The following is a 25,268-nucleotide window of genomic DNA, read 5'->3' on the forward strand; positions in this document are numbered from 1 at the left end:
CGCCGCCTTGCGCCGCATGCTCGCACGCAATCCCCTGCCGTGCCCGCCCGGGCTCGATCGACGCACCGCGATCAGGGTCGGTGTCGCGACGGTTGCGGTTCCCGGCACGGGCGGCGGCGGGTTCGTCGCGCGGGTGCTTGAACAAGGCGGGCGACCGTCGTAATGTAGTTAACGAATTCATTAACTATGGAACGACGTGGAGCGTGTATTCGAAGCGTTGGCGTCCACCGCGCGCCGGAAGATCCTCGCGTACTTGAACCAGGGCGAGCTCACCGCCGGGGAGATCGGCGCGCGGTTCGAGTTCAGCAAGCCGGCGTTGTCGGGCCACCTGCGCATCCTCGAGGGCGCTGGGCTGATCGAGCGCGACAAGCGCGGCCAGTTCGTCTATTTCCGGCTGGTTCCGGACAAGCTCGTGAACACGCTGTTCGCGTGGGCGGCCGAGGTGTGCCCCACGGCCGGCCCGCTCAAGCGCGAGAGCCGCGCGCGCGCGCAACGCAAGGCCAAGGCCCGCTGAGGGACGGATACCGGAGATGCTTGCGACGACCGAGGCCCTCTCGACTTTTCCCATCGCGCGCATCCGCTCGCGTCCCGGCGTGCCGCCGATCGAGGTCGCGCTCATCGCGCAGCTCGGGCACGGCAGCGGCGATCCGTTGATCGAAGCCGCGCGCATGCGGCAACGCGGGCACGAGGCGTTCATCGACGCGCTCGACGAGCCGTCGGCGCGGATCGGCGGCATCGACGTCGAAAGCGGGGACACCACGTCGTTGTACACGTTCACCGTGGGCGCCGCCGGCCATCCGTTCCACCGGCACGCCGGCCACCGCGTGTTCACCGCGATCTCCGGCAGCGCAGGCGCGCAACTGCGCTTCTCGACCGCATCGGCCGAGCAGATCGCGCGCGATCCGGGCGAGTTCATCTCGGCCTTGCACCACGTCAACATCCCGCCGGATTGCCTGTTCACGGCGCGATTCGGCGGCGGCACGTGGCACCAGTTCGTGCCACTGCAGGCCGGCAGCCGCATCCCGCGCTGTTCGCACTGTCGTGCCACACGAACGAACTCGGCGGCGACCTCGCGCCGGAGCTGCGTCGCGCCATCATGGCCAACGAGGCGAGCATCCCGGCACTGACCGAAGTGCTTCCGGCGCCCGTGCGGGCCCTGCTCGACGATGCTTCGTTCGATCCGGCGCGCGTCGCGACGATTGCGTTGTCGCTGGACGCGGCGCCGACGTCGCGGCTGGCGCGCGCATGCGCGTCCACGCGGCGGGCGCTCGGCCGCGCGCGCGCGTTCGCCGCGCGATGGCGGCGAACGCGAGGATTCCTCGCCGCCAGCCGCGGCGCGTGCGCGGTGCGTGCGCTCGCGGCGATGCCGGCGCAATCGCTGTTGCACGAGCAGCTCGACGGCCGCGACGCCCACGACGACGCCTTCGAATTGCGCATCGCCGCGAGCGCGCTCGGCGCGGTGTCGGCCCGCGCGACGCTCGCGTCAATCCTCGCCGGCTTCGTCGAGAACCATCCGTCGGGCGTGCGGCGCCTGATGTCGTTGCGCAACGTGCTCGTCGCGCCGTTCGGCCTGCGGACGTCGTCGCTCGGCTGCCCGGTGTCGTCGCTGCTGTCGCGGGCCCCGGGCCCCGTGTTCGCCGGGCGCTTCCCCGTGTTCGCGCAGCGGCTCGACGCGGCCGATACGTGGGCCGAAGTCGTGCTCGGCGCCGATGACAGGCACGTCGCGTTCCGCACCTGCGTCGCGGTCGACCTGCGCGACGGCGAAGCACGTTGCCTGATCGGCACGCGCGTGAACACGCGCAACGTGTTCGGCGACCTGTACATGGCGATGGTCGATCCGGTTCACCGGCGCTACATCACGCCGGCGCTCCTGCGGCACGCGATCGAACACGTCGCGCGGCGTGCGCACGGCACCGGTGAATGACAGCCGAAAACGGCGAGTCGACTCCGCCGACCTGCGCTAGCATGCGCGCATGCAAGCCGCCGCCGTGCCTACCACCCATCTCGATCCACGCGTCTGCGACCAGGCGCGACTGACGCGCGACGCGCGCTTCGACGGCCTGTTCTACATCGCAGTGACGTCGACCGGGATCTACTGCCGCCCGGTCTGCCCGGCGCCGTCGCCGCGCGCGAAGAACATCCGCTACTACGACAGCGCGGCGGCCGCGTCCGCGGCAGGGTTCCGGCCGTGCCTGCGTTGCCGGCCGGAGGCAGCGCCCGGTTCGCCGTTGCACCGCGCGAAGAGCGAACTCGTCGCCGGTGCATTGCGCCTGATCGAACAAGGCGCGCTGGACGAGGGTTCGCTGCCCGCGCTCGCCGCGCGCGTCGGCGTCGGCGAGCGCCACCTGCGTCGCGTGTTCGCCGAGGAACTCGGGGCGAGCCCGCTCGACGTCGCGGCGACGCGGCGCCTGCTGTTCGCCAAGCAACTGCTCACCGAAACCGCGATGCCGATCGCGCGCATCGCGGACGCGTCCGGCTATGCGAGCCTGCGTCGATTCAATGCTGCGTTCGTCGCGACGTACGGCAAGCCGCCGCGCGATTTCCGTCGCGGCCGCGCGGCCGCCGACGCCGGCGCGGACGAACTCGTGCTGCGCCTGCCGTATCGCGCGCCGTACGATTTCGAGCACCTGCTCGCCTTCTACGGCCGGCGCACGATCCCTGGCGTGGAGGCGGTCGACGCGCGCAGCTACCGGCGCAGCGTCGTCGTCGACGGCGTGCCGGGCTGGTTCGACGTCGCCGCGATCCCGGGCGACGACGCGCTCGCGCTGCGCGTGCATCATCCGTCGAGCAGCGCGGTCGGTGCGATCGTCGCGCGCGTCAAGCGCATGTTCGACGTCGACGCGGACCCGCGCGCGCTCGAGTTCGCGTTGCGCGGCAGCACGCTGCTCAAACCGCTGATCCGGCGCTGGCCGGGACAGCGACTGCCGGGCGCATGGGACGGTTTCGAGCTCGCGGTGCGCGCGGTGCTCGGCCAGCAAGTCAGCGTCGCCGCCGCGCGCACGTTCGCGGCGCGCGTCGCGGCGACGTACGGCACGCCGTACGCGGACGGCGAAGCGCACGGCGTCGGCGCGCTGTTCCCGACGCCGGAGCGGCTCGTCGACGCGCCGCTCGAGCAGCAGGGCGTCATCCGTGCACGCGCCTCGACGATCCGCGGCATCGCGCGCGCGGTGCTCGACGGCCACGTCGCGTTCCGCGCCGAACAACCGCTCGCCGCGTTCGAGCGCGACCTCGTCGCGTTGCCCGGCATCGGCGCGTGGACCGCGCACTACATCGCGATGCGCGCGCTCGCCCAGCCGGACGCGTTCCCCGCGGCCGACCTCATCCTGCGCCGCGCGGCCGGCGAGGGTCGCACGCTGTCGACGCGGGAGCTCGAACGGCTCAGCGAGGAATGGCGGCCGTGGCGCGCGTATGCGGTGATGCTGCTGTGGCGGAACAGCTAGGCGCGTACGAACGCATCGCGGCCGGAGCCGCTCCGCATCGATCCCGCGGGAGTCACTTCAGCGGCGATCAGGTCCTCAGGATTCCCGGCAATGACCATCCACTACGACTATCTCGACACGCCGATCGGCCGCCTCCTGCTCGCCGCCGACGACGCCGGGCTGCGCTACGTCGAATTCGAGCGCACCGACCAGGGTGAACGCATTTCGCCGTCGTGGCGGCGCGGGCGCCGCCACCTCGATGCGGCCGTCGGGCAGCTCGAGGCGTACTTCGCCGGCGAGCTGCACGCGTTCGACCTGCCGCTCGCGGCCGAGGGCACCGATTTCCGCAAGTCCGTCTGGGATGCGCTCGTGCGCATCCCGTACGGCGAGACGATCAGCTACGGCGAGCTCGCGCGACGCATCGGCGACCCGTCCGCGAGCCGCGCGGTCGGCGCCGCGAACGGCGCGAATCCCCTGCCGATCATCGTGCCGTGCCACCGCGTGATCGGCGCGAACGGCAAGCTCACCGGTTTCGGCGGCGGCCTTCCCGTGAAGCAGTGGCTGCTCGAACACGAACGCCGCCACGCGCCGCGCGCACCGTTCGCGCTGTCGTAGCCGGTCAGGACTCGAAGCCAAGCTGAAAGCCTGAAACACGAAGGACACGAAGGACACGAAGGAAAGCCAACCGAAGAGTTGCAAAGCTTGAAACACGGAGCACACGGAGCACACGGAAAAAGCAAGCGATGAGGTGAAACGCTTTTCCTCCGTGTGCTCCGTGTGCTCCGTGTTTCAGGCTTTTCTTCCTGCTCTCTCTGATCTGCTCTTCTTCGTGTCCTTCGTGTTTCAGGCTTTGGCTTGGCCTTTGGCTCTGGCTTTGCTTCGGCTTCCGTTTCGGAGCGACACGCGTCAGCAGCCGCGCAGGCGTTCGCGCAGTTGCGCCTGGTCCTGCTTCAGTTGCGCCTGGGTGTCGCTGAATGCGCGGCGCAGCTTGCCGGTGACGGTGTCGAGTTCGCCGCGCAGGTACGCGCAGGCTTCCGCGGGTTCGGCGTGATGGCATGCGTCGACGACCCAGACGTAACTCGCGCCGAGCGGGTCCGCGTGGGTCGGAACCGTCGGCGGATGCTGCAGTTCGGGCGCGGAGACGCCGATGCCGCCCGGGCCGTACGCCTGCGCGAGGCTCTTGCCGGAGTCCGCGAGCATCGCGTACGGCACGAGGCTGCGCCGGCCGATGCCGTCGTCGCTCACGTAGCGGCTGCCGTCATGCGCGATGCACAGGTAGAACGACGGCGGTGGTATCGCGGGCAGTGGGGGAGCCGGCGCGGCATCGGTCGCGGCCGGCAGGGCGTCGTCGTCGACGGTCGGGGGCGGCGCAGGCGCGGCAGGCGGCGCATCGACGAGGTGCACGACCGACTGTTCCTTCGCGTCCGCGCACGGCTTGTCCTGGTAGCTCACGCCGTCCGGGCCGGTGCAACGATAGACGTCGGTCGCCCCCGCGGCGAACGGGAAGCAGGCGAGCAGGAGCACCGCGCGGATCATGCGTGCATGGTAAACCCCTCCCGGGCGGGGCGCCGCGACCAGGACGATCGACGCATGCCGGCTCGGCCGGAATCGGACTAGGATGCGCGTTCCGTCCTACCGGAATCCGGGATGACTGCCGTCGATTTCATCGATCTGGCCAGCGACACGAAGACGCGACCGACTGCGGCGATGCGCGCGGCGATGGCCGCGGCGGACGTCGGCGACGAACGCGCGCACGAGGATCCGAGCGTGAACCGCCTGCTCGCGCGCTGCGCCGCGCTGCTCGGCAAGGAAGCCGCGGTGTTCCTGCCGTCCGGCACGATGGCGAACGAGATCGCGCTCGCCGTGCACTGCCGTCCCGGCGATGCGGTGCTCTGCGACGCGACCTCGCACCTCATCGGTTTCGAGGGCGGCGGCCCCGCGGCGCTCGCGGGCGTGATGATCGAACCGATCGGCGGCCGGCGCGGCATCTTCGACGCGCAGGCGCTGCGCGCAGCGATCCGTGCCGACGCGCCGTACGCGCCGCGCCAGCGGCTCGTCGTCGTCGAACAGACCTCGAACCTCGGCGGCGGCGCCGTGTGGCCGCGGGCGACGCTCGACGACGTCGCCGCGGTCGCGCACGCGGCGGGGCTCGCCACCCACATGGACGGCGCGCGCCTGCTCAACGCCTGCGTCGCGAGCGGCGTCGCCGCAGCCGACCACGCGCGCGGCTACGACTCGGTCTGGATCGATTTCAGCAAGGGTCTCGGTGCGCCGGGCGGTGCCGTTCTCGCCGGCAGCCGCGCGTTCTGCGACGAGGCATTCCGCATCAAGCTGCGCTGGGGCGGTGCGATGCGCCAGAGTGGGATCATCGCCGCGGCGTGCGAATACGCGCTCGATCACCACGTCGAGCGGCTCGCCGAGGATCACGCGCACGCGCGTCGCTTCGCCGAGTCGGTCGCCGGCGTACCGGGCATTGCGATCGCGCCGGGCGACGTCGAGACGAACCTCGTCTATTTCGACGTCGATGCCGTCGCGGGCGGCGCCGCCGCGTTCGTCGCGGCCCTGCAGGCGCGCGGCGTGCGCATGGTCGCGATGGGCCCGGCGCGCGTGCGCGCCGTGACGCATCTGGACGTCGACGCCGGCGCAATCGAGCGGGCGGGGGCGCTCGTTCGAGCGTTTTGCGAAGAAAAGCGACAAAACACGTTATAACAAAGGGGTTTTGACTGGCCCGCGACTTGCTTCCCTGAGGGAGAGACAGCGAAGAAGGGCGTGTTTTGGACGATCGGTCACGAGGATGGTGGTGGCTCGGCCGGGCAGCGGCACTCGTGCTGCTGTGCGCCGGGCTGCACGCGGCTGCGAGCGAGGCGCCGATGCTCGTCGCGCGCCTCGAGCCCGCGTTGCCGCGCGACGCGGCCGCGCGCATCGTCGCCGGCGCCGAGGACGGCCACTTCGTCGCCGAGTCGTATGCCGCGCTGACGCCGTCGCGTCATGGCGGTGTCTGGTACCGCGTGCGCCTCGCGAGCGACTGGACCGATTCGCGCCCGCCGGTGCTGAAGATCGCCGACCCGCAAGGCCTCGCGGTCACCGCCTACCTGCCGCCCGCGTATGCCGGCGTCGAGCGCAGCGTCTACCGCGCCGACGGTGGCGCCGAGTTCACGCGCCACGCGATCTCGATCGTGCTGCCGGACGACCTGCGTGCCGACCAACCGCTCTATCTGTGGATCGAGCCCGCGAGCAGCGTGCCGCGCCGGCTCGCGATCACCGATATGGCCCAGGCGCGCGCGCGCGACATCGTCGATGCGCGACTGGACATCCTGTTTCCGGCGATCCAGCTCGCGACCCTGCTGGTCATGCTGAGCTTCTTCATCGTGCTGCGCGAGCGCATGTACGCGTACTTCGTCGGCCAGATGCTGTTCATCGTGCTGTTCGAGTTCTACGAGTTCGGCATCGGCTTCGAGTACCTGCCGTTCGCCTGGCTCGCACCGCTCGGCATCCGCGCGACCTGGCTCATGTCGCTGCTCGCGGCGATCCTGTCGATCGACTTCACGCGCCAGTTCCTCGACCTGCCGCACGGCGCGCCGCGGCTCGACCGCGTGCTGGCGCACGCGAGCTGGCCGCTCGTCGCGCTCGCACTGCTGGTGATCGCACCGTGGATCGATTCGATCGGCTGGATCGAGGACGTGCTCGCGTTCGCGTTCCTGCTGCTCGCGCCGCTGCTGCTCGTCGCCGGCCTCGTCGCCTGGCAGCAGGGCGGCCGTCGCGGTGGCTACTACCTGTGCGCGTGGGTGCCCGGCCTGCTGTTCGTGATCGTGCGCGCACTGCAGCTCGCACTGCACTGGCCGCAGCCGGTCTGGCTCGAGTTCGCGCTGCCGGCCGCGTTCGCGTTCGCCGGCATCGTGCTTGCGTTCGGCCTCGCCGACCACATCGTGTCGATCCGCCACGAACGCGACCTGGCGCACCGCCTCGCCGAGCACGACATGCTCACCGGCGTACTCAACCGCCGCGCGATCCTCGCGCGACTGCGCGCCGCATTCCTCGCCGCGCGCGAGAAGGACCGCCCGCTCGCGGTGCTGTTCCTCGACCTCGACCACTTCAAACGCGTCAACGATAGCTACGGCCATCGCGCGGGCGACCAGTGCCTGCGCGCGGTGATCGCGCCGATCGCGACCGAACTGCGCCAGGGTGACGCGCTCGGCCGCTACGGCGGCGAGGAATTCCTCGTCGTGCTGCCGGGGGCGACCGTCGCCAATGCCGAGGGCGTCGCCGAGCGCATCCGCCACCGCGTCGAGGAGATGCCGATGCTGATCTCCGGCATGCGCGTCGGCCTCACGCTCAGCATCGGCGTCGCCACGCTCGATCCCGACGTGATGACGCCGGATGACCTCATCGAGCGCGCCGACGCGGCGCTGTACCTGTCCAAGAGCGGCGGCCGCAACCTCGTCAGCACGCATCGCGGCCCGCTGGCACCGGCGGGCGAAGCCATGCGCGAGGCATGGCCGCACGAGTGACGCGGGTCAGCGCGCGCGCTCGACGCCGACCGGCAGCGCGGCGATGCGCCGGTATTCCTCGCCGTCGAACACGGCCGGGTCGGCGAGGCGCGCTTCGATCATCGGCGTCGCGTCGTTACCCCAGTACAACGCGTCGCCGAGCGCGAGCGTCGGTACGCCGAACACGCCGACTGCGAGTGCGGCGTCGGTGTTCGCGCGCAGGCGCGCCTTCACCGCGTCCGACGCGATCGCGCTCGCGGTGTCGGCGATGCCGAGCGCGCGCGCGACGTCGGCGAGTTCGCCCGCGCTCGTGCCGGCGCATCCGTCACGCCAGACGTGCTCGAAGATCGCCGTCACCGCCGGCCAGCCGCCACCCGCGGCGAGGCACAGGCGCAGCGCGGCGAGCGAGTTGAACGGATGCGCCGGCGGGAAGCGCAAGGGGATGCGCGACCGATCCGCCTGCCATTGCACGAAGCGGTAGGTGAACTCGCGCTTGCCCGCGATCTCGGCGGGGCCGAGCTGGCCGTGGCGCGCGAGCACCGCGCCGAACACGATCGGCACGGGATCGATCGCGATCCGCTCGCCCAGCGCGCGCATCGCCGGCAGCTGCAGGTAGGCGAACGGCGAGATGAAGTCGAAGTACCAGGTGGCGGTCGCGCGCATCGTCAGTGCAGGGTCTTGTAGACGGCGGGATCGAACGCGTCGACCGCGATGACTTCGTCGCGCGCGTCGCGTGCTTCGTTGAGCAGGTCGTACTCGGCGCCGCTGATCACGCCCGCGGCGACGCCGAGGTCGTCGAGCAGGTAACCCGGGGCGCGGTCGAGCCGGCCCGCGCGCACGGCGTCGCGCAGTTTCGTCTCGATCGGGATCGCGCGCACCGCCTTGTCGAGCGCGGCTTCGAGCGAACCGAGGCCGGGTTCGCCCGGCGGCGGCACGAACACGTCGGCGGTGAGCGTCGTGCGCGCCTCGCGGTTCTCGAGGATGTCGCGCGCGACTTCGCTGCCGAGCTTGTCGGACGGCGGGCGGAAACGCGCGCCGAGCGGGAAGATCGCGAGCTTGAGCAGCACCGCGGCCCAGCGCACGGGCAGGTTGTCGAGCACGCCGAGCAGCGCGTCCTGGATGCGGTACAGGCACAGCTCCGCCGACCAGCACGCGAGCGCGTAGTTCGGCCGCGTCTTCGGCTCGTCGTGGTAGCGCTTGAGCGCGGCGCTCCCGAGGTAGAGATAGGCGAGCGCGTCGGCGAGCCGGCCCGACAGCTTCTCGCGGCGCTTGAGCGAGCCGCCGAGCGTACCCATCGCGGTGTCGGAGATGATCGTGAAGGCGGCCGAGAAGCGCGACAGGTGCTGGTAGTAGCGGTGCGTGTCCTCGGTGCGCGGCGCGCCGGCGAGGCGCGAGCCGCTCCAGGCGAGCAGCTTCGCGCGCGTGGCGCGCGTGACGAACAGGTTGACGTGGCCGAAGATCGCGCGGTCGAACGCGGCGAGGTCGTTCTTCGCGACCGCGTCGATCTCCTTCTGCACGAACGGATGGCAGCGGATCGCGCCCTGGCCGTAGACGATCATCGAGCGCGTCAGGATGTTCGCGCCCTCGACCGTGATGCCGATCGGCACCGCGTCCCACGCGCGCGCGAGCGCGTTGCGCGGGCCGCGCTGGATCGCGCTGCCGGCGCGGATGTCCATCGCGTCCGCGACGACCTGGCGCATGCTGTCGGTGAGGTAGGCCTTGCAGATGTTGCCGATCACCGCGGGCTTCTCGCCGGCGTCGAGCGCGCCGCAGGTGAGCGTGCGCGCGGCGGTCATGAGATAGGTGAGCCCGGCGATGCGCGCGAGCGGTTCCTCGATGCCTTCGAAGCGGCCGATCGGCGTGTCGAACTGCTCGCGCACGGTCGCGTACGCGCCGCAGATGCGCGTGGCGAGCTGCGCCGCGCCGATCGACAGCGCCGGCAGCGAGATCGATCGGCCCGCGGCGAGCGATTCCATGAGCATGCGCCAGCCGTGGCCGATCTGCTCGCGTCCGCCGATGACCGCGTCGTCGAGCGGCACGAACACGTCCTTGCCGACGATCGGGCCGTTCATGAACGGCACGCCCATCGGATCGTGGCGCTGGCCGATCTCGATGCCCGGCGTCGCGCGCGGGATCAGGGCGCAGGTGATGCCGCGGTCTTCCTGGTCGCCGATGAGCCTGCTCGGGTCCTTGAGGCGGAACGCGAGGCCGATCAGCGTCGCGACCGGCGCGAGCGTGATGTAGCGCTTCTTCCACTCGAGGCGCAGGCCGAGCACTTCGACGCCGTCGATGACGCGCTTCTCGACGATGCCTTCGGATTGCGTCGCGGCGGCATCCGAACCCGCTTCCGGGCCGGTCAGCGCGAAGCACGGGATCTCCTCGCCGCGCGCGAGGCGCGCGAGGTACTTCTGCTTCTGCGCATCGGTGCCGTAGTGCAGCAGCAATTCGCCCGGGCCGAGCGAGTTCGGCACCATCACGGTGACGGCCGCGGTGACCGAACGGCTCGCGATGCGCGTGACCACGCGCGAGTGGCCGATCGCGGAGAAGCCGAGGCCGCCGTGTTCCTTCGGGATGATCATGCCGAGGAAGCGCTGTTCCTTGATGTAGCGCCAGATCTCCGGCGGCAGGTCGCGCTGCTGGTAGACCTCCCAGTCGCTGAGGCGGCGGCACAGTTCTTCGACCGGCCCGTCCATGAACGCCTGCTCTTCGGCACTCAGCGGTGCGGGCGAGAAGTCGAGCAGCTTCTGCCAGTCGGGCCTGCCGCCGAACAGGTCGCCGTCCCACCAGACCGTGCCCGCTTCGAGCGCGATGCGCTCGGTGTCGCCGAGACGCGGCAGCACCTTCGCGAACACCGGCATGACGAAGCGCGAGACGAGCTGGCGCCGCAGCGGCGGCAGGCCGAACACGATGGCGAGCGCGAGCGCGAGGATCGTGCAGGCCGCCAACAGCGTCGGGTGCGCGCCGCCGGTGAGGCGCCAGCCGACGAGGGCGACGCCGGTCGCGGCGATCCAGGCGAGGAAGCCGAGGCCGCGGAACGCGAGCGTGGCGAACAGCACGAGCGCGAGGAGCAGGACGATCCAGATCATGTCGCCACCTCCGGTCGGAGCGGCGATTATGCCTGTTGCGCTCCCCCACCGCGGGTGAACGCCTGCGTAGAATGCGCGATCGATCGGGGGAATCGAATGCGCATCGTCTCCATCCTGCTGCTCGGCCTCGCGCTGTACTTCGCCGCGGGTCTGCGCTGGCCGGCACGCTACGAAGGGCCGCGCTACGTGCCGCCGGCCGCGGCGGACAGCCCGGCGATGCGCGTGCTGCGCGCACGGCCACTGCCCGGCGACGAGGCCGCGCGCGCGGACGTCCTCGTCGAGCTGGTCGCACTGCAACAGACTGCGGACGCGACCGCCTACGCGCGCTGGATGCAGGCGCGCGCCTGGCGCGCGTTCCTCGGCCGCGACGAGCCCGCGTTCGCCGACACCGGCGCGGCGATCGACGCCGGCCGCGACGGCGAGGCGGAGCTCGCGGCGCTGCGCGCGGACGTGCTCGCGCGCGTCGTCGCGGTGCGCGTCGACACCGCGCTCGCGCCCGCGCTGCTCGAGGTGTTCGCCGCGGGCGAGGACATGTCGCGTGGACGCGTGCTGAATGCGGTCGCGCCCGGCCTGTGGAGCATCGACATCGATCGCTACCACGACTTTCGCGTCGCGGTGAAGGTGCGCAATCTCGCCGACGCGCCGATCGACGGCACCCCGCTCGCGCCGCTGCGGCTCGTGATGTCGTGGGACGGCGAGCGCGACAAGAGCGTGCGCTGCGAGCCGCACGGCGACGCGCGCCTCGAACCGGGCAGGGAAGTCACGTTCTGGTGCGTGAGCATGGCCGACCTCGGCTGGAAGACCGCGTCGGAGCCGGTCGACTGGATACGCAGCGGCGCCGGCAACGACGACCATCGCCTGCTGCTCGTCGCGGACGCTTCGTCGCTGGCGATTCCCTCGCTCGACCTCGCCGTGCGCCGCGGCGGCAACGAGTACCGCACGAGCGAGATCGACCATCGGGCCGAACTCGCGCGTCATCGCGCGGGCGAGCGCGGTTGCTTCGAACGCGGCACCTGCGCGCGCGAGATGTTCGACGAGACAGGGCAGTGGCGCGCGACGCTCGCCTGGGCGCTCGCCGCGCTCGGCGTGTGCGTGACGGCGGCGACGCTCGGTCGTTCCGTCGTGATCGCGGTACTGCTCGCGTTGTTCACCACGTTAAACGCCGGCGCACGCGCGCTCGTCGCGGGCGGCGGCGACGTGCAGCCGTTCCCGCTGCTGCGCTCGGTGCCGTGGATCGCCGCCTGCCTCGCGCTCGCCGCGCTTGCGTGGTCGCTGCGAGCGCCGTTGTCCGACTGGCGCGCGATGCGTTCGCGTCCACGCCCGGACGTCATCTACGAACGCTGGGCGTTCGCCGCGGGCACGCTCGGCTCGATCGGAGTGGTCGTCTACGGGGCGTTCCTGCTGTGGATGCTGTGGACCGTGTTCCGCCGCTAGGCATCGGAGCGGCGGCGCCGCGCGCCGGTGGCGGACGTTGCGACGTGCGGCGCGAAGCTGCGAAGATCGGCCGATGAAGAACAAGACCGACATCGTCAACAACTGGTTGCCGCGCTACACGGGCTCGGCGCTGGACCGTTTCGGCGAGCACGTCCTGCTGACCAACTTCGGCCACTACGTCGAGCTGTTCGCGCAGTGGCACGGCGTCGACGTGCAGGGGCGCGACCGGCCGATGCCGAACGCGACCGCCGACGGCATCACGATGATCAACTTCGGCATGGGCAGCCCGAACGCGGCGACCGTGATGGATCTGCTGTCGGCGATCACGCCGCAGGCGGCGCTGTTCCTCGGCAAGTGCGGCGGCCTCAAGAAGAAGAACCAGCTCGGCGACCTCGTGCTGCCGATCGCAGCGATCCGCGGCGAGGGCACCTCGAACGACTACCTGCTGCCGGAAGTGCCGGCACTGCCCGCGTTCCAGCTGCAGCGCGCGGTGTCGACGATGATCCGCGACCTCGGCCACGACTACTGGACCGGCACCGTCTACACGACCAACCGGCGCGTGTGGGAGCACGACGTCGCGTTCAAGGACTACCTGCGCAAGACGCGCTGCATGGCGATCGACATGGAGACCGCGACGGTGTTCGCGGCCGGCTTCGCCAACCACATCCCGACCGGCGCGCTGCTGCTCGTGTCCGACCAGCCGATGATCCCGGAAGGCGTGAAGACCGAAGCGAGCGACAAGCTCATCACCGCGAATTTCGTCGAGGCGCACATCAAGGTCGGCATCGAGGCGCTCAAGCTCGTGCGACGCAACGGTCGCAGCGTGAAGCACCTGCGCTTCGAGGACGACCACGACGCCTGACGCGGGCGACCGCACGGCCACGAGGGGGAGCGATGTCGCGCCACACACGCAAACCGCTGCAGCGCCACCACGAGACGCATCGAAGCGAGCGCAGCGGCTGGCTGCGCGCGGCCGTGCTCGGCGCGAACGACGGCCTGCTGTCGACCGCCGGACTCGTCGTCGGCGTCGCAAGCGCCGATGCCACGCGCAGCGCGGTGCTGCTCGCCGGCTTCGCCGGCCTCGTCGCCGGAGCGTTCTCGATGGCCGCCGGGGAATACGTCTCGGTGAGTTCGCAGGCCGATGCGGAAGCCGCGGATCGCGAGATCGAGAAGCGCGAACTCAACGAGGATCCGCACGGCGAGCGCGAGGAACTCGTGAACATCTACCGGCGGCGCGGCCTCGATGCCGAACTCGCCACGAAGGTCGCCGACCAGCTCACCGCGCACGACGCGCTCGGCGCGCACCTGCGCGACGAGCTCGGCCTCACCGAAACCCTGCGCGCGCGGCCGCTGCAGGCCGCACTCACGTCGGCGATCACGTTCTCCGTCGGCGCCGGCCTGCCGCTGTTCGCGGTCACGCTCGCGCCGGCGACGCACATCGCGCCGGTCGTCGCGGCCGCGACGCTCGTTTCGCTCGGCGTGCTCGGTGCGGTCGCCGCGCGCACCGGCGGTGCGCCGGTCGCCAGCGGTGCGTTGCGCGTGTTGTTCTGGGGCGCGCTCGCGATGGCCGCGACCGCGGCCGTCGGCAAGCTGTTCGGCGTCGCGGTGTGATTCGCGGCTTGCGGACCCAGGCGGAAGCGAAAGCCTGAAACACGAAGGTCACGAAGGAAAAACGGAATCAGGAAAGAGCCTGAAACACGGAGTACGCGGGGCAGGGAGGCGGCGATCCTCAGTACGACAGCAGCGCGTGCAGGGGGGAGGCATTGCCCCAGCGCGCGCGGCCGGGCAGGGCGGCGAGTTCGATCAGCACGCTCGCGCCGACGACGGTCGCGCCGAGGCGCTCGACCAGCGTGCGTGCGGCGCACAGCGTGCCGCCGGTGGCGAGGACGTCGTCGGCGACGAGGACGCGTTCGCCCTTGCGCAGCGCATCGTTGCGCGCTTCGAGGCGGTCACGTGCGTATTCGAGCTCGTAGTCGACCGCGACCACCGGAGGTGGCAGCTTGCCGGGCTTGCGCAGCGGCACGAAGCCGGCGCCGAGCGTGGTCGCGAGCGCGGCGCCGAAGATGAAGCCGCGCGACTCGATCGCGCAGACCGCCTGCACGCGAGCCTCGCGCCACGGCTCGGCGAGCAGCGCGATGCACCGCGCGAACTCGGCAGCGTCGGCGAGCAGTGGCGTGATGTCGCGGAACACGATGCCCGGCGTCGGGAAATCCGGTACCGCACGGATCAGGCTGGCGAGATTGTGCATGAGGTCGTCGACTCGTGGGGCGGGTCGAGCCGCGAAGCGGCGATTCCGCCGAACCGGACGGCGGCACGCGCGACGCGCGTACCAGCCTGCGGCGCCGCGTTGCTTCAGTAGCGCGGGATCGACGGATCGATCTCGACCGACCACGCGTCGATGCCGCCTTCGACGTTCCACAGGTTGGTGAAGCCGTGCTCGCGGAAGTGCTCGGCCGCGTTGCGGCTCGAGTTGCCGTGGTGGCAGATGAAGGCGAGCGCGGCGTCCTTCGGCAGTGCGGTCAGGCGCGCGTGCGTCTCCGGCGTGAACGGTTCGGCACCCGCGAACGGTGCGAAGGCGCGATCCTGCTCCGGCCGCACGTCGACGACGGTGATGTCGCCGGCGTGCATGCGCTGCTTCAGCTGGTGCACGTCGAGCGAGCGGATCGCCTGCGGGGCCTGCGGCAGGAAGATCGCGAGGCCTTCGCCGTGCGGCGTGCGCGTCCAGTCGATGCTCGCGCCGCGCGCGCGCTGCGCGCTGGCGGCGTCGAAGCGAACTTCGAGGCCGTTGGCGACGGCGACGATGTCGTGCTCGCCCGGCTCGCGCAGCTGGAACTGCGGCTGGAAGCGGCCGTCGACGACGAGGAACAGCTTGGCGTCGCCGGCGTCGGCGAGCGCGGCGCGCACCTTCTCGACCGCGGCGTCGGAAATGGTCAGCAGCGGCGGCGTGCGGTCGGGCGCGGACACGCCGAGCACGCGATGCAGTTCGCCCGAGTCGAACATCGACTGCACGATGTCGGCGCCGCCGACGAGCTCGCCGCCGATGTACAACTGCGGGATCGTCGGCCACTGGCCGAACTCCTTGATGCCCGCGCGGATCTCCTCGTCGGCGAGCACGTCGACGCTGTGGTAGTCGTCGAGCAGCGCGTTGAGGCGGTCGGCCGCGGCGGCCGAAAAGCCGCACTGCGGCGCGAGGCGCGTGCCCTTCATGAACAGCACGACGTGATGGTCGGCGAGCAGCGACTCGATGCGCGCGCGCGTGGCGGGGGAGAGCGACATGGCGGTATCCGTGGGGCGGGGCGGCAATGATACGCCGGGCGCAGGGGCCGGCGGGTTTGGGCAGCCCCTGATTTATAGGCGATAATCGCCGTCGCAAGGCGCCGCGCGGGAAGCGCGGCGGGCCAGGGTAGGGGCGGGGTCGCGAGGCCCATCGAACGCAGCACAGGCTCGGAATCCGTCCGCCGCGAGGCGGTCGCCGGCATCGCGCCGGGGGTTCCGCATGGATCGGCGCAAGCTCGGGAGGAGTGTCATGGTTCGTCGCAAGTCGCTCGCGGTCGCGGTCGGGGCTGCATTGTCCACGGTCGCGTTGTCTTCCATCTCCGTCGTCGACGTCGCACGCGCGCAACCTGCGCCGCCGGCCGAAGGCGTCGTGCCGATCACCTATGTCGGTGCCAACGCGCGCGTTTCGCTCGGCGTCGACGACGACGGCGACGTGCTCGGCGAGATCCTCGGCCTCCTCGGCAAGACCGACGACCACGCCTGGCTCGCCCAGCTCTGGCTCGGCCAGGGTGGCGCCGGCGGTGCGCAGGTCGATTACCACTGGCTGCGCGGCGATGCCGAGGCGGAGCGCGCGCAGGCGGGCAGCGCGAGCGTGCTCAAGGCGTTCGGCGCGTTCGACCAGAACGCCTGGAAGGACCGCAAGGCGACGCTCGGCTTGGGTTGGGAGAAGAATGATTTCTCGATCGATGCCTACGTCAGCCATGCGACCTCGGGCACGCGCTACGCGGGTTCGACGCTCGTCACCGACGTGACCCAGCTCGTCGGCACCGACGAGCACGGCGACTACACGCAGACGCAGACGATCGACACGCTGACCGAGGCGTTCGAGCATCCGTACGACGACGGCGTCGGCCTGCGCGTCGGCCGCTACTTCGACGATCCGCTGCTGCGCGTGCGCGGCGGCCTCGACTACGAGCGCGGCAAGTACGACTCGGACCAGTGGACGCTGTCGCTCGGTCTCGACAAGTACTTCGCCAACACCGGCTTCAGCGTGTCGCTGCTCGGCGAGAGCCTGCACAAGGGCGGCGATTTCGAGCGTGACAAGAACGACACGCGCGGCTGGCTGCTGCTGCGCTACGACATCGGCCAGAACTACCGTGCACGCGAGCCGTACCGCATGGTGCAGGTCGAGCGTCCCGCACCGGCTGCGGCGGCGCCCGCGCCGCAGGTGATCCGCAACGAGGTCAAGCTCGACGGCGACGCGTTCTTCGACTTCGACCACGCCGACCTGCGCGCCGACGCGCGCGCCGCGCTCGACGAGCTCCTCACCAAGCTCAAGTCGGCGAACCGCGTGAGCCGCGTCGCGGTCGTCGGCCACACCGACTCGGTCGGCACGGTCGCCTACAACCAGAAGCTGTCCGAGCGACGCGCGGCGAGTGCGAAGCGCTATCTCGTCGCGCGCGGCATCGACGCGGCCGAGATCGATGCGCGCGGCGAGGGCGAGTCGAACCCGTCGCATCCGAACGACACGCCGGCGAACCGGCAGAAGAATCGCCGTGTCGACATCGAGTTCCTCACGATCGAGGAAACGACGCAGCCGGTGCAACCGACGCCGTCGCCGCAGGTCGAATGGGTGAAGGAGCCGGTCGCGGCACCGCCGGCATGGATCGAGCGCGCGTTGCGCAATCCGGCCGAGCACAAGCGCACCGTCGACGTGTACCGCTTCGAGAAGACGACGAAGACGACCACGCTCGGCCCGCGCCAGTACACGAACCATCCGCCGGTCGCGCAGGACGACGCGGCCACGATCGAACAGGATGCGCCGGCGACGCCGATCGCGGTGCTCGCCAACGACAGCGATCCCGACGGCGACGCGCTGGTGGTGACGACGGTCGGTGCCGCCTCGCACGGCGTCGCGGTCGCGACCGCGGCCGGCGTCGACTACACGCCGGCCGCGGGCTACCTCGGCGACGACAGTTTCAGCTACACGATCAGCGACGGCCGCGGCGGCAACGCGACCGCGACCGTGCACGTGAGCATCACCACGCCGAACCATCCGCCCACCGCGGGCCCGCTGCAGGTGCGCGTGCTGAAGGGTGCGTCGATCGACATCCCGGTGCTGCAGGCCGCGTCCGATCCCGACGGCGATCCGCTCACCGTGATCGCGGTGAACCACACCGGGCCGCTGCCGAACAACACGGTCACGATCAATCCGGACTTCACCGTGCACTACACGTCGATCCACGGCTGGTTCGGCCAGGACTATTTCGAGTACACCGTGTCCGACGGCAAGGGCGGCACCGCGACCGGCACGATCGCCGTGTACGTGTACGAACGGCCGCCCTATTGATCGGTTCCCGTGCGAATGACCGGGGCTTCCCGCCCGGCATCCGCTCGCCGCGTCCGATACAGGCCCGGACGCGGCTCCGCGTGGGCGGCTTGCGCCGCCCACGCGGGCGACCCATTCATGGATCGCGCAAGGCGATGTTTTCGCGGGGGGTCAAGCCGCGACAGGCAACGGCAGCGGGGCCGCGGCGGCGTCGCTGCGCGCGAGGCTGAGGCAGCGCTCGGTCCAGTGCAGCAGCTCGAACGAACCGTCGTGGTGCTCGACCAGTCCGGTGCAGTGTTCGACCCAGTCGCCGTCGTTGATGTAGAGCGCGCCGGCGTGCTCGTGCATGTTCGCGTAGTGGATGTGGCCGCAGATGTGGCCGTCGAAACCGTCCGCACCGGCCTGCGCGGCGACGCGCCGCTCGAAGTCGCCGATGAAGCGCCGCGCGGTGCCGATGCGCGTCTTGAGCAGGATCGACAGCGGGCGGTAGCGCAGGCCGAACAGGCGCAACAGCGCGTTCGCGCGCCGATTCAGGGCGCAGACGAAGCCCTGCAGCACGTCGCCGAGCCGCAGCAGCCAGCGCGGCGCATCGCCGTGGCCGTCGTACTCGTCGCCATGGCTGACCCGGTAGCGACGTCCGTCCGGACCGACGTGCACGGCGTCGAGCGCGACCTCGACGCCGGCGACGCGCGTGCCCGCGAAGCGGCGCAGCGCCGCGTCGTGGTTGCCGGGAATGTAGACGACGCGCGTGCCTTGCGCGGCGAGCGCGAGGATCTCGGCGATCACCTCGGCGTGGCTCGCGTGCCAGTACGGCCGCTTCGCCATGTTCTCGAAATCGACGATGTCGCCGACGAGGTAGAGCCGCTCGCAGCGCAGCGAGCGCAGGAAGTCGAGCAGGTAGGGCGCCTTGCAGCCGGCGTAGCCGAGGTGGACGTCGGAGATGAACACGCTGCGGAACGAGAGTCGCGACATCGCGCATCCTCGCGGGGAACCCGGCGCAGTGTCGGCGCCGCACGTCTCGCGCGCGTTGCGCCGCGGTTGCACCGCGGTGACAGCGACGGCGCGGCGCGCCGCGCGCGCCAACACACACGTGTCACATCGCCGGCGTAGCGTCCGTGCGGAGTCCCCGCCGCCGCGAACGCCCGATGTCGATCCCGAACCTGCGCGACAAGCTCGACCAGAAGATCTTCGACGCGATCTATTCGCGCAGCCTCGTCTACAACACCTGCTGGGAGGATCCCGCGGTCGATCGCCGCGCGCTCGCGCTCGGCCCGGACGACAGCGTGCTGGTGATCACCAGCGCCGGCTGCAACGCGCTCGACTACGCGCTGCAGGGGCCGCGCAGCATCCACGCGGTCGACGCGAACCCGCGCCAGAACGCGTTGCTCGAGCTGAAGATCGCCGGCATCCGCACGCTCGGTTTCGACGACTACTTCGCGATCTTCGGCGAGGGCTGGCACGCACGCTTCGCCGAGATCTACGGCGACGCGCTGCGCGGCGAACTGTCGGAATTCGCGCGCGCGTGGTGGGACCGCCACGCCGACTGGTTCACGAGCCGCCGCGGCAGCTTCTACTTCCACGGCCTGTCCGGCTGCGTCGCGCGCGGCGTGCGCGCCTACTTCGCGACGCGCCCGCGCCTGCGCCGCGCGATGGACGACCTGTTCCTCGCGCGCGACGTCGACGAGCAGCGCGTGATCTACGACGGCCGCGTCGCGCCGCAGCTGTGGAACACGCCGGTCAACTGGGTCATCTCGCGCCAGTTCGTCATGAGCCTGCTCGGCGTGCCGTACCCGCAGCGGCGCCTGGTCGAGGCGCAGCACGAGCACGGCGTGTCGGGCTTCATCCGCAGCGCGGTGCAGTACGTGTTCCGCCAGCTGCCGCTCGCCGACAACTATTTCTGGCACGTCTACATGACCGGCCGCTACCGCCGCGATTGCTGCCCCGAATACCTCAAGCAGGACAACTTCGAGCGCCTCAAGGCCGGACTCGTCGATCGCATCGTGCCGCACACGACCACGGTGACGGAGTTCCTGCGCGCGCACGACGCGCCGATCACGCGCTTCGTGCTGCTCGACCACATGGACTGGATGAGTTCCTATCATCCGGCCGCGCTGATCGAGGAGTGGGAGGCGATCCGCGAGCGCGCGGCGCCCGGCGCACGCATCCTGTTGCGCAGCGCGCAGGCGCGCCCGGCCTATCTCGACGAGATACGCATCGGTCCCGCGCGCGAGCGCCTGCGCGACGCGTTCCGTTTCATGGACGCCGAGGCGGACGCGCTGCAGCCGCATGACCGCGTGCACACCTACGCCGGGTTCGTGATCGCCGATGTCCCGGCTTGAAGCGCTGCGCGGCGACGTCGCCGTGCTCGCGCGGCTCGTGCGCGGCATGCCGCGCGCGGGTTCGCACGCGCAGGCGCTCGGCGCGTTCTACGGCGCGCAGTCGACGCACTACGACCGCTTCCGCGAACGCCTCCTGCAAGGGCGCGCGGAGCTCGTCGCGGACATCGGGCTGCACGACGGGGCGCACGTCGTCGAACTCGGCGGCGGCACCGGCCGCAACCTCGAGTTCTTCGGCGCGCGCGCCTCGCGCATCGCGCGCTACGACGTCGTCGACCTCTGCGCGCCACTGCTCGAATGCGCGCGCGAGCGTCGGCGCGCGTTCCCGCAGCTGCACGCGATCGAGGCGGACGCGACGACGTGGCGGCCACGCCGCGCGGTCGACGCGGTGATCCTTTCGTACGCGCTGACGATGATTCCCGACTGGCGCGCCGCGATCGCCAATGCGATCACGATGCTCGCGCCCGGCGGCGTGCTCGCGGTGGTCGACTTCCACGTCTCGCCTGCGCGCAGCGCGCCCGGCGCCGCGCAGCACGGCGCGTTCACGCGCCGCTTCTGGCCGTTCTGGTTCCGCCACGACGGCGTGCGCCTCGACGCGGCGCACCTGCCCGCCTTGCGCGACGCGTTGCCGTCTCACGCGGTGGTCGAAGCGCGCGCGGCGGTGCCGTACCTGCCGTGCGCGCGCGTGCCGTATTACCGCTTCCTCGGCCGCAAGACCTGAGTCCGGCGCGCTAGACGTCGAGATCCGTGCCGCCGGTGCCGCGGCCGAAGAAGTACGTGAGCGCGGCGGCAGCGACGAGGAACAGGCCGAACCCGCGCAGCGGGCCTTGCAGTTCCGACGTGCCGACCAGCTCGCCGGCGACGAGGAAGACCAACCCGCCGCCGCCGAGCCACAGCGAGCGGGCGAGGCGGAACAGCGCCGGGCGTTCGTCGGAGACGGTCGGTCGCGGTGTCGGCGAGCGGCGCGCGAGCACGATGATCGCCGCTGCACAGCCGACGGCGGCGATGCCGGCGAGCGTGCGGACGAGCGCATGCGTCGCGGTCTGGGAGAGGAACAGGCCGACGCCGAGCAGCATGCCAAGCAGGGTGCGCACGGATCCGGGCGTGGTCATGGGTGCAGGCATGTTGTTGCGACGCGTGCGCTCAGGCGCCGACGTCGAGGCGCTGCATGTCCTCGTCGGACAGGCGCAAGTGCACGGCACCTGCGAGTTCGGCGACCTGCGCGGGCGTCGTCGCACTCGCGATCGGCGCGCTGACGCCGGGACGCCCGATCAGCCAGGCGAGCGCGACCTGCGCCGGCGTCGCCTCGTGGCGGCGCGCGACGTCGTCGAGCGCGGCGAGCACGCGCAGGCCATGGCCGTTGAGGTACTTGCCGACCGCGCCGCCGCGCGCGGTGCTCTTGCCGAGGTCGGCCTCGCTGCGGTACTTGCCGGTGAGGAACCCGCTCGCGAGCGCGTAGTAGCAGACGACGCCGACGCCGGTCTCGCGCACGAGCGACGCGAAGTCCGTTTCGTAAGGCTTGCGCGCGACGAGGTTGTATTCGGGTTGCAGCACTTCGTAGCGCGGCAGGCCGAGCCGTTCGCTCGTTTCGAGCGCTTCGGCGAAACGCGCGGCCGTGTAGTTCGATGCGCCGATCGCGCGCACCTTGCCGCGCTCGATCAGTCGCGCGAACGCGCCGAGCGTGTCGGCGAGCGGTACGTTGGCGTCGTCCTCGTGCGCGAAGTAGAGGTCGATCACGTCGACGCCGAGGCGTTGCAGCGATTCGTCGGCGGCGGCCTCGATGTTCGCGGGCGAGAGGCCGCGGTGGCGCGACCATTTCGCGACCTTGGTCGCGACGACGACGCGGTCGCGCTTGCCGCTGCGCGCGAGCCAGCGGCCGATCATCGTTTCCGATTCGCCGCCCTGGTTGCCGGGCACCCAGGCCGGGTACGCGTCGGCGGTGTCGAGCAGATCGAGCCCCGCGTCGACGAACGCGTCGAGCACGGCGAACGCGCCCGCTTCGTCGACGCTCCAGCCGAACACGTTGGTGCCGAGCGCGAGTGGGGCGATGGACAGGTCGGAACGGCCGAGGCGGCGTCGATTCATCGCGGACTCCAGCGAGAGGATCCGGCGGATCTGCGCGCGCGGCGCGCGAGGGCAGGCGGAACGCGCGGGACGGGCCGCGCGCCGGATCGGTCAGGAAAGGACGTCGGGACGCTTGGCGCCCGCGTAGCGGCGCGTCCAGTAGCCTTCGTCGAGGCGGCTGATGCTGACGCTCTTGCCGGTCGACGGCGAATGGATGAAGCGACCCTCGCCGAGGTAGATGCCGACGTGCGAGACGCGCTTGCCGCGGATCTTGAAGAACACGAGGTCGCCGACCTTGAGGTCGGCGCGTGCGACGTTGATGCCGGCGCGGTACTGGCTCGCCGAGTCGACCGGCAGGTCGACGCCGGCGCTGTGGTGGAACACGTAACGCACGAAACCGCTGCAGTCGAAGCCGGTCTTCGGGTCGCGACCGCCGCGGCGGTAGCGGATGTTCTGCAGGGTCATCGAGAACTCGGCGAGCAGCTTGCGCAGGCCGCCGATGGGAGCGGCGACGTCCGGCGCCGCTGCGGCGTCCGGCGCGATGGCCGCGTTGTCGACGAGGAACGCGCCCGATGCCGGCCAGGCGGTCGAGGCGATCGCGGAAGCGGATTCGAGCTGCCAGGGGCGAAGGTCGACGGCCGACGGGGCGGCGGTCGCATCAGTGCCTTGCGTCGCCGCCAAGGCGAGCAAAAACAAGGCTGTCATTCGCTGGAATGGCATCGGTGCGCTCCGGATACAGACAGGGAGGCGACACCGCATACGCAGTCCGGCCCACCCCCGTGGAGGGGTGAAAGTAGCAAAGCCCTTTTCCGGAGTTGTTTGGCTGACGTTAAGCCAAGGACGATTTCGACGGATTTTTGTGACGCAGTTCCGCCGTGGCCTGCGAACCGCGGCGCGGAATCAGCCGCCAGGACCCTCCGGAACGGCCTTTTCGAGCAGCGCACGCGCGACCGGCACGATCTCGTCGGTCCACAGCGCGTACTGCGCCGCCGAGGGGTGCAGGCCGTCGGCGACGAGCATCGCCTCGCCGTCGCCGGCCTCGCGCGAAGCCGCGGTCACGTCGACGAACGCGATGCCCGCGGCGCTCGCGATCGCGCGCGCCGCCGCATTGAACGCATCGATCGCGCTGCCGACCTGCGCGGCGTCGCGGCCTTGCCCATGAGCGAAGCGCGTGACGCCCCAGTCGGGGATCGACACGACGAACACGCGCGCCGGCGAACCCGCGAGCGCGCGCGCGCGCGCGAGCAGCGTCGCGAACTCGTCGCGATACTCGTCGAGCGCACGGCCACGGTACTGGTTGTTGACGCCGATGAGCAGGCTGACCAGCGCATACGGCGGGGTGAGCGTCGCCGCATCCATCGCCGCCGCGAGCTCGTCGGTGGTCCAGCCGGTGGTGGCGACGATCTCGGGATCGGCGAGCGCGACGCCGAGCGCGCGCAGGCGCCGCGCGAGCTGCGCCGGCCAGCGCTCGTCCGCGGCGACGCCTTCGCCGATCGTGTAGGAATCGCCGAGGGCGAGGAAGGTCGCGGGGTTCATCGGGTATCCGGGAAGGATGGAGGTTGGAACATGCAACGCACGCACCGGCGGTACGCGCGTCGCGCGTACCGCCCTACGCCACGCGCCGCGCGGCGTTGCGCGCGGTGCGCGCGAGCTCGCGCTCGATGCGCGCGAGCGCGTCGGCAAGCACGGCGGGTTCGGGCAGCAGGGTGAGGCGGAAGTGGTTGCGCGCGGCGATGTTGAAGCTCGATCCGGGCACGAGGATGATCTGTTCGTGCTCGAGCAGGTCGAGCGCGAACGTGGCGTCTTCGAAGCCGGGCAGGCGCTCGGGGTCGACGCCCGGGAACGCGTACAGCGCGCCGTGCGGCGCGACCATGCGCAGGAATTCGCTGCGTTCGACCGCGTCCACCACCGCCGCGCGCGCCGCGTGCAGGCGGCCGCCCGGGCGCGTGAGCGCGCCGATCTCGTTCGGTCCCTCGAGCGCGGGCTTGATCGCCCACTGCGCGGTCACGTTGCTGCACAGGCGCAAGCTTGCGAGCAGGTCGAGTGCGCGCACGAGGTCGTGCACGCGTCGCTCGGTGCCGGTCACCGAGAGCCAGCCGACGCGGTAGCCGCAGGCGAGGTGCACCTTCGACAGGCCGCCGTAACTGATGCACGGCGTCTCGCCCGCGAGCGGCGCGAGCGGCGTGAACGCGGCGCCGTCGTAGAGCACGCTGTCGTAGATCTCGTCGCAGAGCAGGACGAGGCCGTGGCGTCGCGCGACGTCGACGAGCGCGACGAGCAACTCGCGCGGATATACCGCGCCGGTCGGGTTGTTCGGGTTGATGATCACGAGCGCGCGCGTGCGCGGAGTGACCATCGCTTCGATCTCGGCCGGATCGGGCAGGTGCGCGCGTTCGGGCGGGCACGGGTAGTGCAGCGGCACGCCTCCGTTGAGGCGCGTCGCAGCGGTCCACAGCGGGTAGTCCGGCGCGGGCACCAGCACTTCGTCGCCGGCGTCGAGCAGTGCGCGCAGGCTGAGATCGATGAGTTCGCTCACGCCATTGCCGATGAACACGTGTTCGGCACGCGCTTGCGCACCGTTGCGGCGGTGCTGCGCGGCGACCGCCTCGCGCGCCTCGAGCAGGCCTTGCTGGTGGCAGTACGCCTCGCTCTTCGGCAGGGCGGTCGCGATCGCGTCGCGCAGGTGCTGCGGCACGCGGAAGCCGAACAGGCCGGGATTGCCGATGTTGAGGCGCAGGATCGCCTTGCCCTCGGCCTCCAGTTCGTGCGCGCGCCGGCTGAGCGGCCCGCGGATGTCGTAGCGCACGTCCTCGAGGCGACGGCTGGTCGCGACCGTTGGATGCTGCATGTCCCCTTCCCGGCATTGAACGTCGGCCGATCCTAGCAGCGCGATTGCT

24 protein-coding genes are annotated in these 25,268 nt (G+C 71.1%); 13 read left to right on the top strand and 11 right to left on the bottom strand.

What is annotated here, in order from left to right; translation table 11 throughout:
- The first annotated feature begins 196 nt into the window (after nt 1–196).
- The 5 genes from FHW12_RS18710 to FHW12_RS18725 all read left to right on the top strand — a co-directional run bounded on the left by FHW12_RS18710 (nt 197) and on the right by FHW12_RS18725 (nt 4,034).
- Entirely contained in the window at nt 197–514 is a 318-nt protein-coding gene (locus tag FHW12_RS18710) for a metalloregulator ArsR/SmtB family transcription factor (RefSeq protein WP_182532584.1), read from the top strand.
- 16 nt (nt 515–530) lie between these two features.
- Complete coding sequence (locus FHW12_RS21440) at nt 531–1,127, top strand: hypothetical protein (RefSeq protein ID WP_259393147.1); 597 nt, start codon at nt 531–533, stop codon at nt 1,125–1,127.
- Nucleotides 1,097–1,924, top strand: coding sequence for a DUF2867 domain-containing protein (locus FHW12_RS21445; RefSeq protein WP_259393148.1), 828 nt, complete (start codon nt 1,097–1,099; stop codon nt 1,922–1,924). Before FHW12_RS21440 ends, FHW12_RS21445 begins: the two co-directional genes overlap by 31 nt.
- 49 nt (nt 1,925–1,973) lie before the next feature.
- A complete protein-coding gene (locus tag FHW12_RS18720; protein WP_182532585.1) occupies nt 1,974–3,440 on the top strand; it encodes a DNA-3-methyladenine glycosylase 2 in 1,467 nt (488 codons plus the stop codon).
- Between the two features lie 90 nt (nt 3,441–3,530).
- Nucleotides 3,531–4,034: a methylated-DNA--[protein]-cysteine S-methyltransferase gene (locus FHW12_RS18725; RefSeq protein WP_182532586.1), complete on the top strand. Its 504-nt coding sequence runs from the start codon at nt 3,531–3,533 to the stop codon at nt 4,032–4,034.
- A gap of 291 nt (nt 4,035–4,325) precedes the next feature.
- On the opposite strand, the gene FHW12_RS18730 is transcribed toward FHW12_RS18725, so the two are convergent.
- Nucleotides 4,326–4,955: a DUF4124 domain-containing protein gene (locus FHW12_RS18730; RefSeq protein WP_182532587.1), complete on the bottom strand. Its 630-nt coding sequence runs from the start codon at nt 4,953–4,955 to the stop codon at nt 4,326–4,328.
- A gap of 111 nt (nt 4,956–5,066) precedes the next feature.
- Between FHW12_RS18730 and FHW12_RS18735 the strand changes: the two genes are divergently transcribed.
- Nucleotides 5,067–6,128, top strand: a complete 1,062-nt coding sequence (locus FHW12_RS18735) for a threonine aldolase family protein (RefSeq protein ID WP_182532588.1) — start codon at nt 5,067–5,069, stop codon at nt 6,126–6,128.
- Between the two features lie 65 nt (nt 6,129–6,193).
- Nucleotides 6,194–7,927 (top strand): sensor domain-containing diguanylate cyclase, encoded by a 1,734-nt coding sequence (locus FHW12_RS18740; protein ID WP_182532589.1) that lies wholly within the window; start codon nt 6,194–6,196, stop codon nt 7,925–7,927.
- Nucleotides 7,928–7,933: 6 nt separating this feature from the next.
- Here the strand turns inward: FHW12_RS18740 and FHW12_RS18745 are convergent, their stop codons facing one another.
- Both FHW12_RS18745 and FHW12_RS18750 read right to left on the bottom strand, forming a co-directional pair.
- The gene (locus FHW12_RS18745; RefSeq protein WP_182532590.1) at nt 7,934–8,569 is read right to left on the bottom strand and encodes a 2-hydroxychromene-2-carboxylate isomerase; all 636 of its coding nucleotides are present in this window, start codon (nt 8,567–8,569) and stop codon (nt 7,934–7,936) included.
- 2 nt (nt 8,570–8,571) lie between these two features.
- On the bottom strand, nt 8,572–10,992 hold the full coding sequence (locus FHW12_RS18750) for an acyl-CoA dehydrogenase (protein ID WP_182532591.1): 2,421 nt from the start codon (nt 10,990–10,992) through the stop codon (nt 8,572–8,574).
- A gap of 96 nt (nt 10,993–11,088) precedes the next feature.
- Between FHW12_RS18750 and FHW12_RS18755 the strand changes: the two genes are divergently transcribed.
- The 3 genes from FHW12_RS18755 to FHW12_RS18765 all read left to right on the top strand — a co-directional run bounded on the left by FHW12_RS18755 (nt 11,089) and on the right by FHW12_RS18765 (nt 14,037).
- Nucleotides 11,089–12,426 (top strand): hypothetical protein, encoded by a 1,338-nt coding sequence (locus tag FHW12_RS18755; protein ID WP_182532592.1) that lies wholly within the window; start codon nt 11,089–11,091, stop codon nt 12,424–12,426.
- A gap of 73 nt (nt 12,427–12,499) precedes the next feature.
- The gene (locus tag FHW12_RS18760) at nt 12,500–13,288 is read left to right on the top strand and encodes an AMP nucleosidase (RefSeq protein WP_182532593.1); all 789 of its coding nucleotides are present in this window, start codon (nt 12,500–12,502) and stop codon (nt 13,286–13,288) included.
- Nucleotides 13,289–13,320: 32 nt separating this feature from the next.
- Nucleotides 13,321–14,037: a VIT1/CCC1 transporter family protein gene (locus FHW12_RS18765; protein ID WP_182532594.1), complete on the top strand. Its 717-nt coding sequence runs from the start codon at nt 13,321–13,323 to the stop codon at nt 14,035–14,037.
- A gap of 118 nt (nt 14,038–14,155) precedes the next feature.
- Here FHW12_RS18765 and FHW12_RS18770 read toward each other — a convergent pair whose 3' ends face one another.
- On the bottom strand, nt 14,156–14,674 hold the full coding sequence (locus FHW12_RS18770) for an adenine phosphoribosyltransferase (RefSeq protein ID WP_182532595.1): 519 nt from the start codon (nt 14,672–14,674) through the stop codon (nt 14,156–14,158).
- A gap of 104 nt (nt 14,675–14,778) precedes the next feature.
- Nucleotides 14,779–15,702 (bottom strand): Grx4 family monothiol glutaredoxin, encoded by a 924-nt coding sequence (gene grxD / locus FHW12_RS18775; RefSeq protein ID WP_182532596.1) that lies wholly within the window; start codon nt 15,700–15,702, stop codon nt 14,779–14,781.
- A gap of 250 nt (nt 15,703–15,952) precedes the next feature.
- On the opposite strand from grxD, the gene FHW12_RS18780 reads away from it, so the two are divergent.
- Nucleotides 15,953–17,992: an Ig-like domain-containing protein gene (locus FHW12_RS18780; RefSeq protein WP_182532597.1), complete on the top strand. Its 2,040-nt coding sequence runs from the start codon at nt 15,953–15,955 to the stop codon at nt 17,990–17,992.
- 150 nt (nt 17,993–18,142) lie between these two features.
- Here FHW12_RS18780 and FHW12_RS18785 read toward each other — a convergent pair whose 3' ends face one another.
- Nucleotides 18,143–18,943: a UDP-2,3-diacylglucosamine diphosphatase gene (locus FHW12_RS18785; RefSeq protein ID WP_182532598.1), complete on the bottom strand. Its 801-nt coding sequence runs from the start codon at nt 18,941–18,943 to the stop codon at nt 18,143–18,145.
- A 173-nt stretch (nt 18,944–19,116) separates the two neighbouring features.
- Here FHW12_RS18785 and FHW12_RS18790 point away from each other — a divergent pair, with 173 nt between their 5' ends.
- Both FHW12_RS18790 and FHW12_RS18795 read left to right on the top strand, forming a co-directional pair.
- Nucleotides 19,117–20,310, top strand: a complete 1,194-nt coding sequence (locus tag FHW12_RS18790; RefSeq protein WP_182532599.1) for a DUF3419 family protein — start codon at nt 19,117–19,119, stop codon at nt 20,308–20,310.
- Entirely contained in the window at nt 20,297–21,028 is a 732-nt protein-coding gene (locus FHW12_RS18795; RefSeq protein ID WP_182532600.1) for a class I SAM-dependent methyltransferase, read from the top strand. The genes FHW12_RS18790 and FHW12_RS18795 overlap by 14 nt, the downstream gene beginning before the upstream one ends.
- Nucleotides 21,029–21,038: 10 nt before the next feature.
- On the opposite strand, the gene FHW12_RS18800 is transcribed toward FHW12_RS18795, so the two are convergent.
- The 5 genes from FHW12_RS18800 to FHW12_RS18820 all read right to left on the bottom strand — a co-directional run bounded on the left by FHW12_RS18800 (nt 21,039) and on the right by FHW12_RS18820 (nt 25,219).
- The gene (locus tag FHW12_RS18800) at nt 21,039–21,401 is read right to left on the bottom strand and encodes a hypothetical protein (protein ID WP_220484540.1); all 363 of its coding nucleotides are present in this window, start codon (nt 21,399–21,401) and stop codon (nt 21,039–21,041) included.
- Nucleotides 21,402–21,450: 49 nt separating this feature from the next.
- The gene (locus FHW12_RS18805; RefSeq protein ID WP_182532602.1) at nt 21,451–22,392 is read right to left on the bottom strand and encodes an aldo/keto reductase; all 942 of its coding nucleotides are present in this window, start codon (nt 22,390–22,392) and stop codon (nt 21,451–21,453) included.
- A 90-nt stretch (nt 22,393–22,482) separates the two neighbouring features.
- On the bottom strand, nt 22,483–23,076 hold the full coding sequence (locus FHW12_RS18810; RefSeq protein ID WP_259393149.1) for a C40 family peptidase: 594 nt from the start codon (nt 23,074–23,076) through the stop codon (nt 22,483–22,485).
- 195 nt (nt 23,077–23,271) lie between these two features.
- Nucleotides 23,272–23,907, bottom strand: a complete 636-nt coding sequence (locus tag FHW12_RS18815; RefSeq protein ID WP_182532604.1) for an SGNH/GDSL hydrolase family protein — start codon at nt 23,905–23,907, stop codon at nt 23,272–23,274.
- 73 nt (nt 23,908–23,980) lie between these two features.
- On the bottom strand, nt 23,981–25,219 hold the full coding sequence (locus FHW12_RS18820; protein ID WP_182532605.1) for an aminotransferase class I/II-fold pyridoxal phosphate-dependent enzyme: 1,239 nt from the start codon (nt 25,217–25,219) through the stop codon (nt 23,981–23,983).
- Between the last annotated feature and the right edge of the window lie 49 nt (nt 25,220–25,268).

It is taken from the genome of Dokdonella fugitiva, assembly GCF_014138265.1.
GTDB classification, from domain to species: domain Bacteria; phylum Pseudomonadota; class Gammaproteobacteria; order Xanthomonadales; family Rhodanobacteraceae; genus Dokdonella_A; species Dokdonella_A fugitiva_A.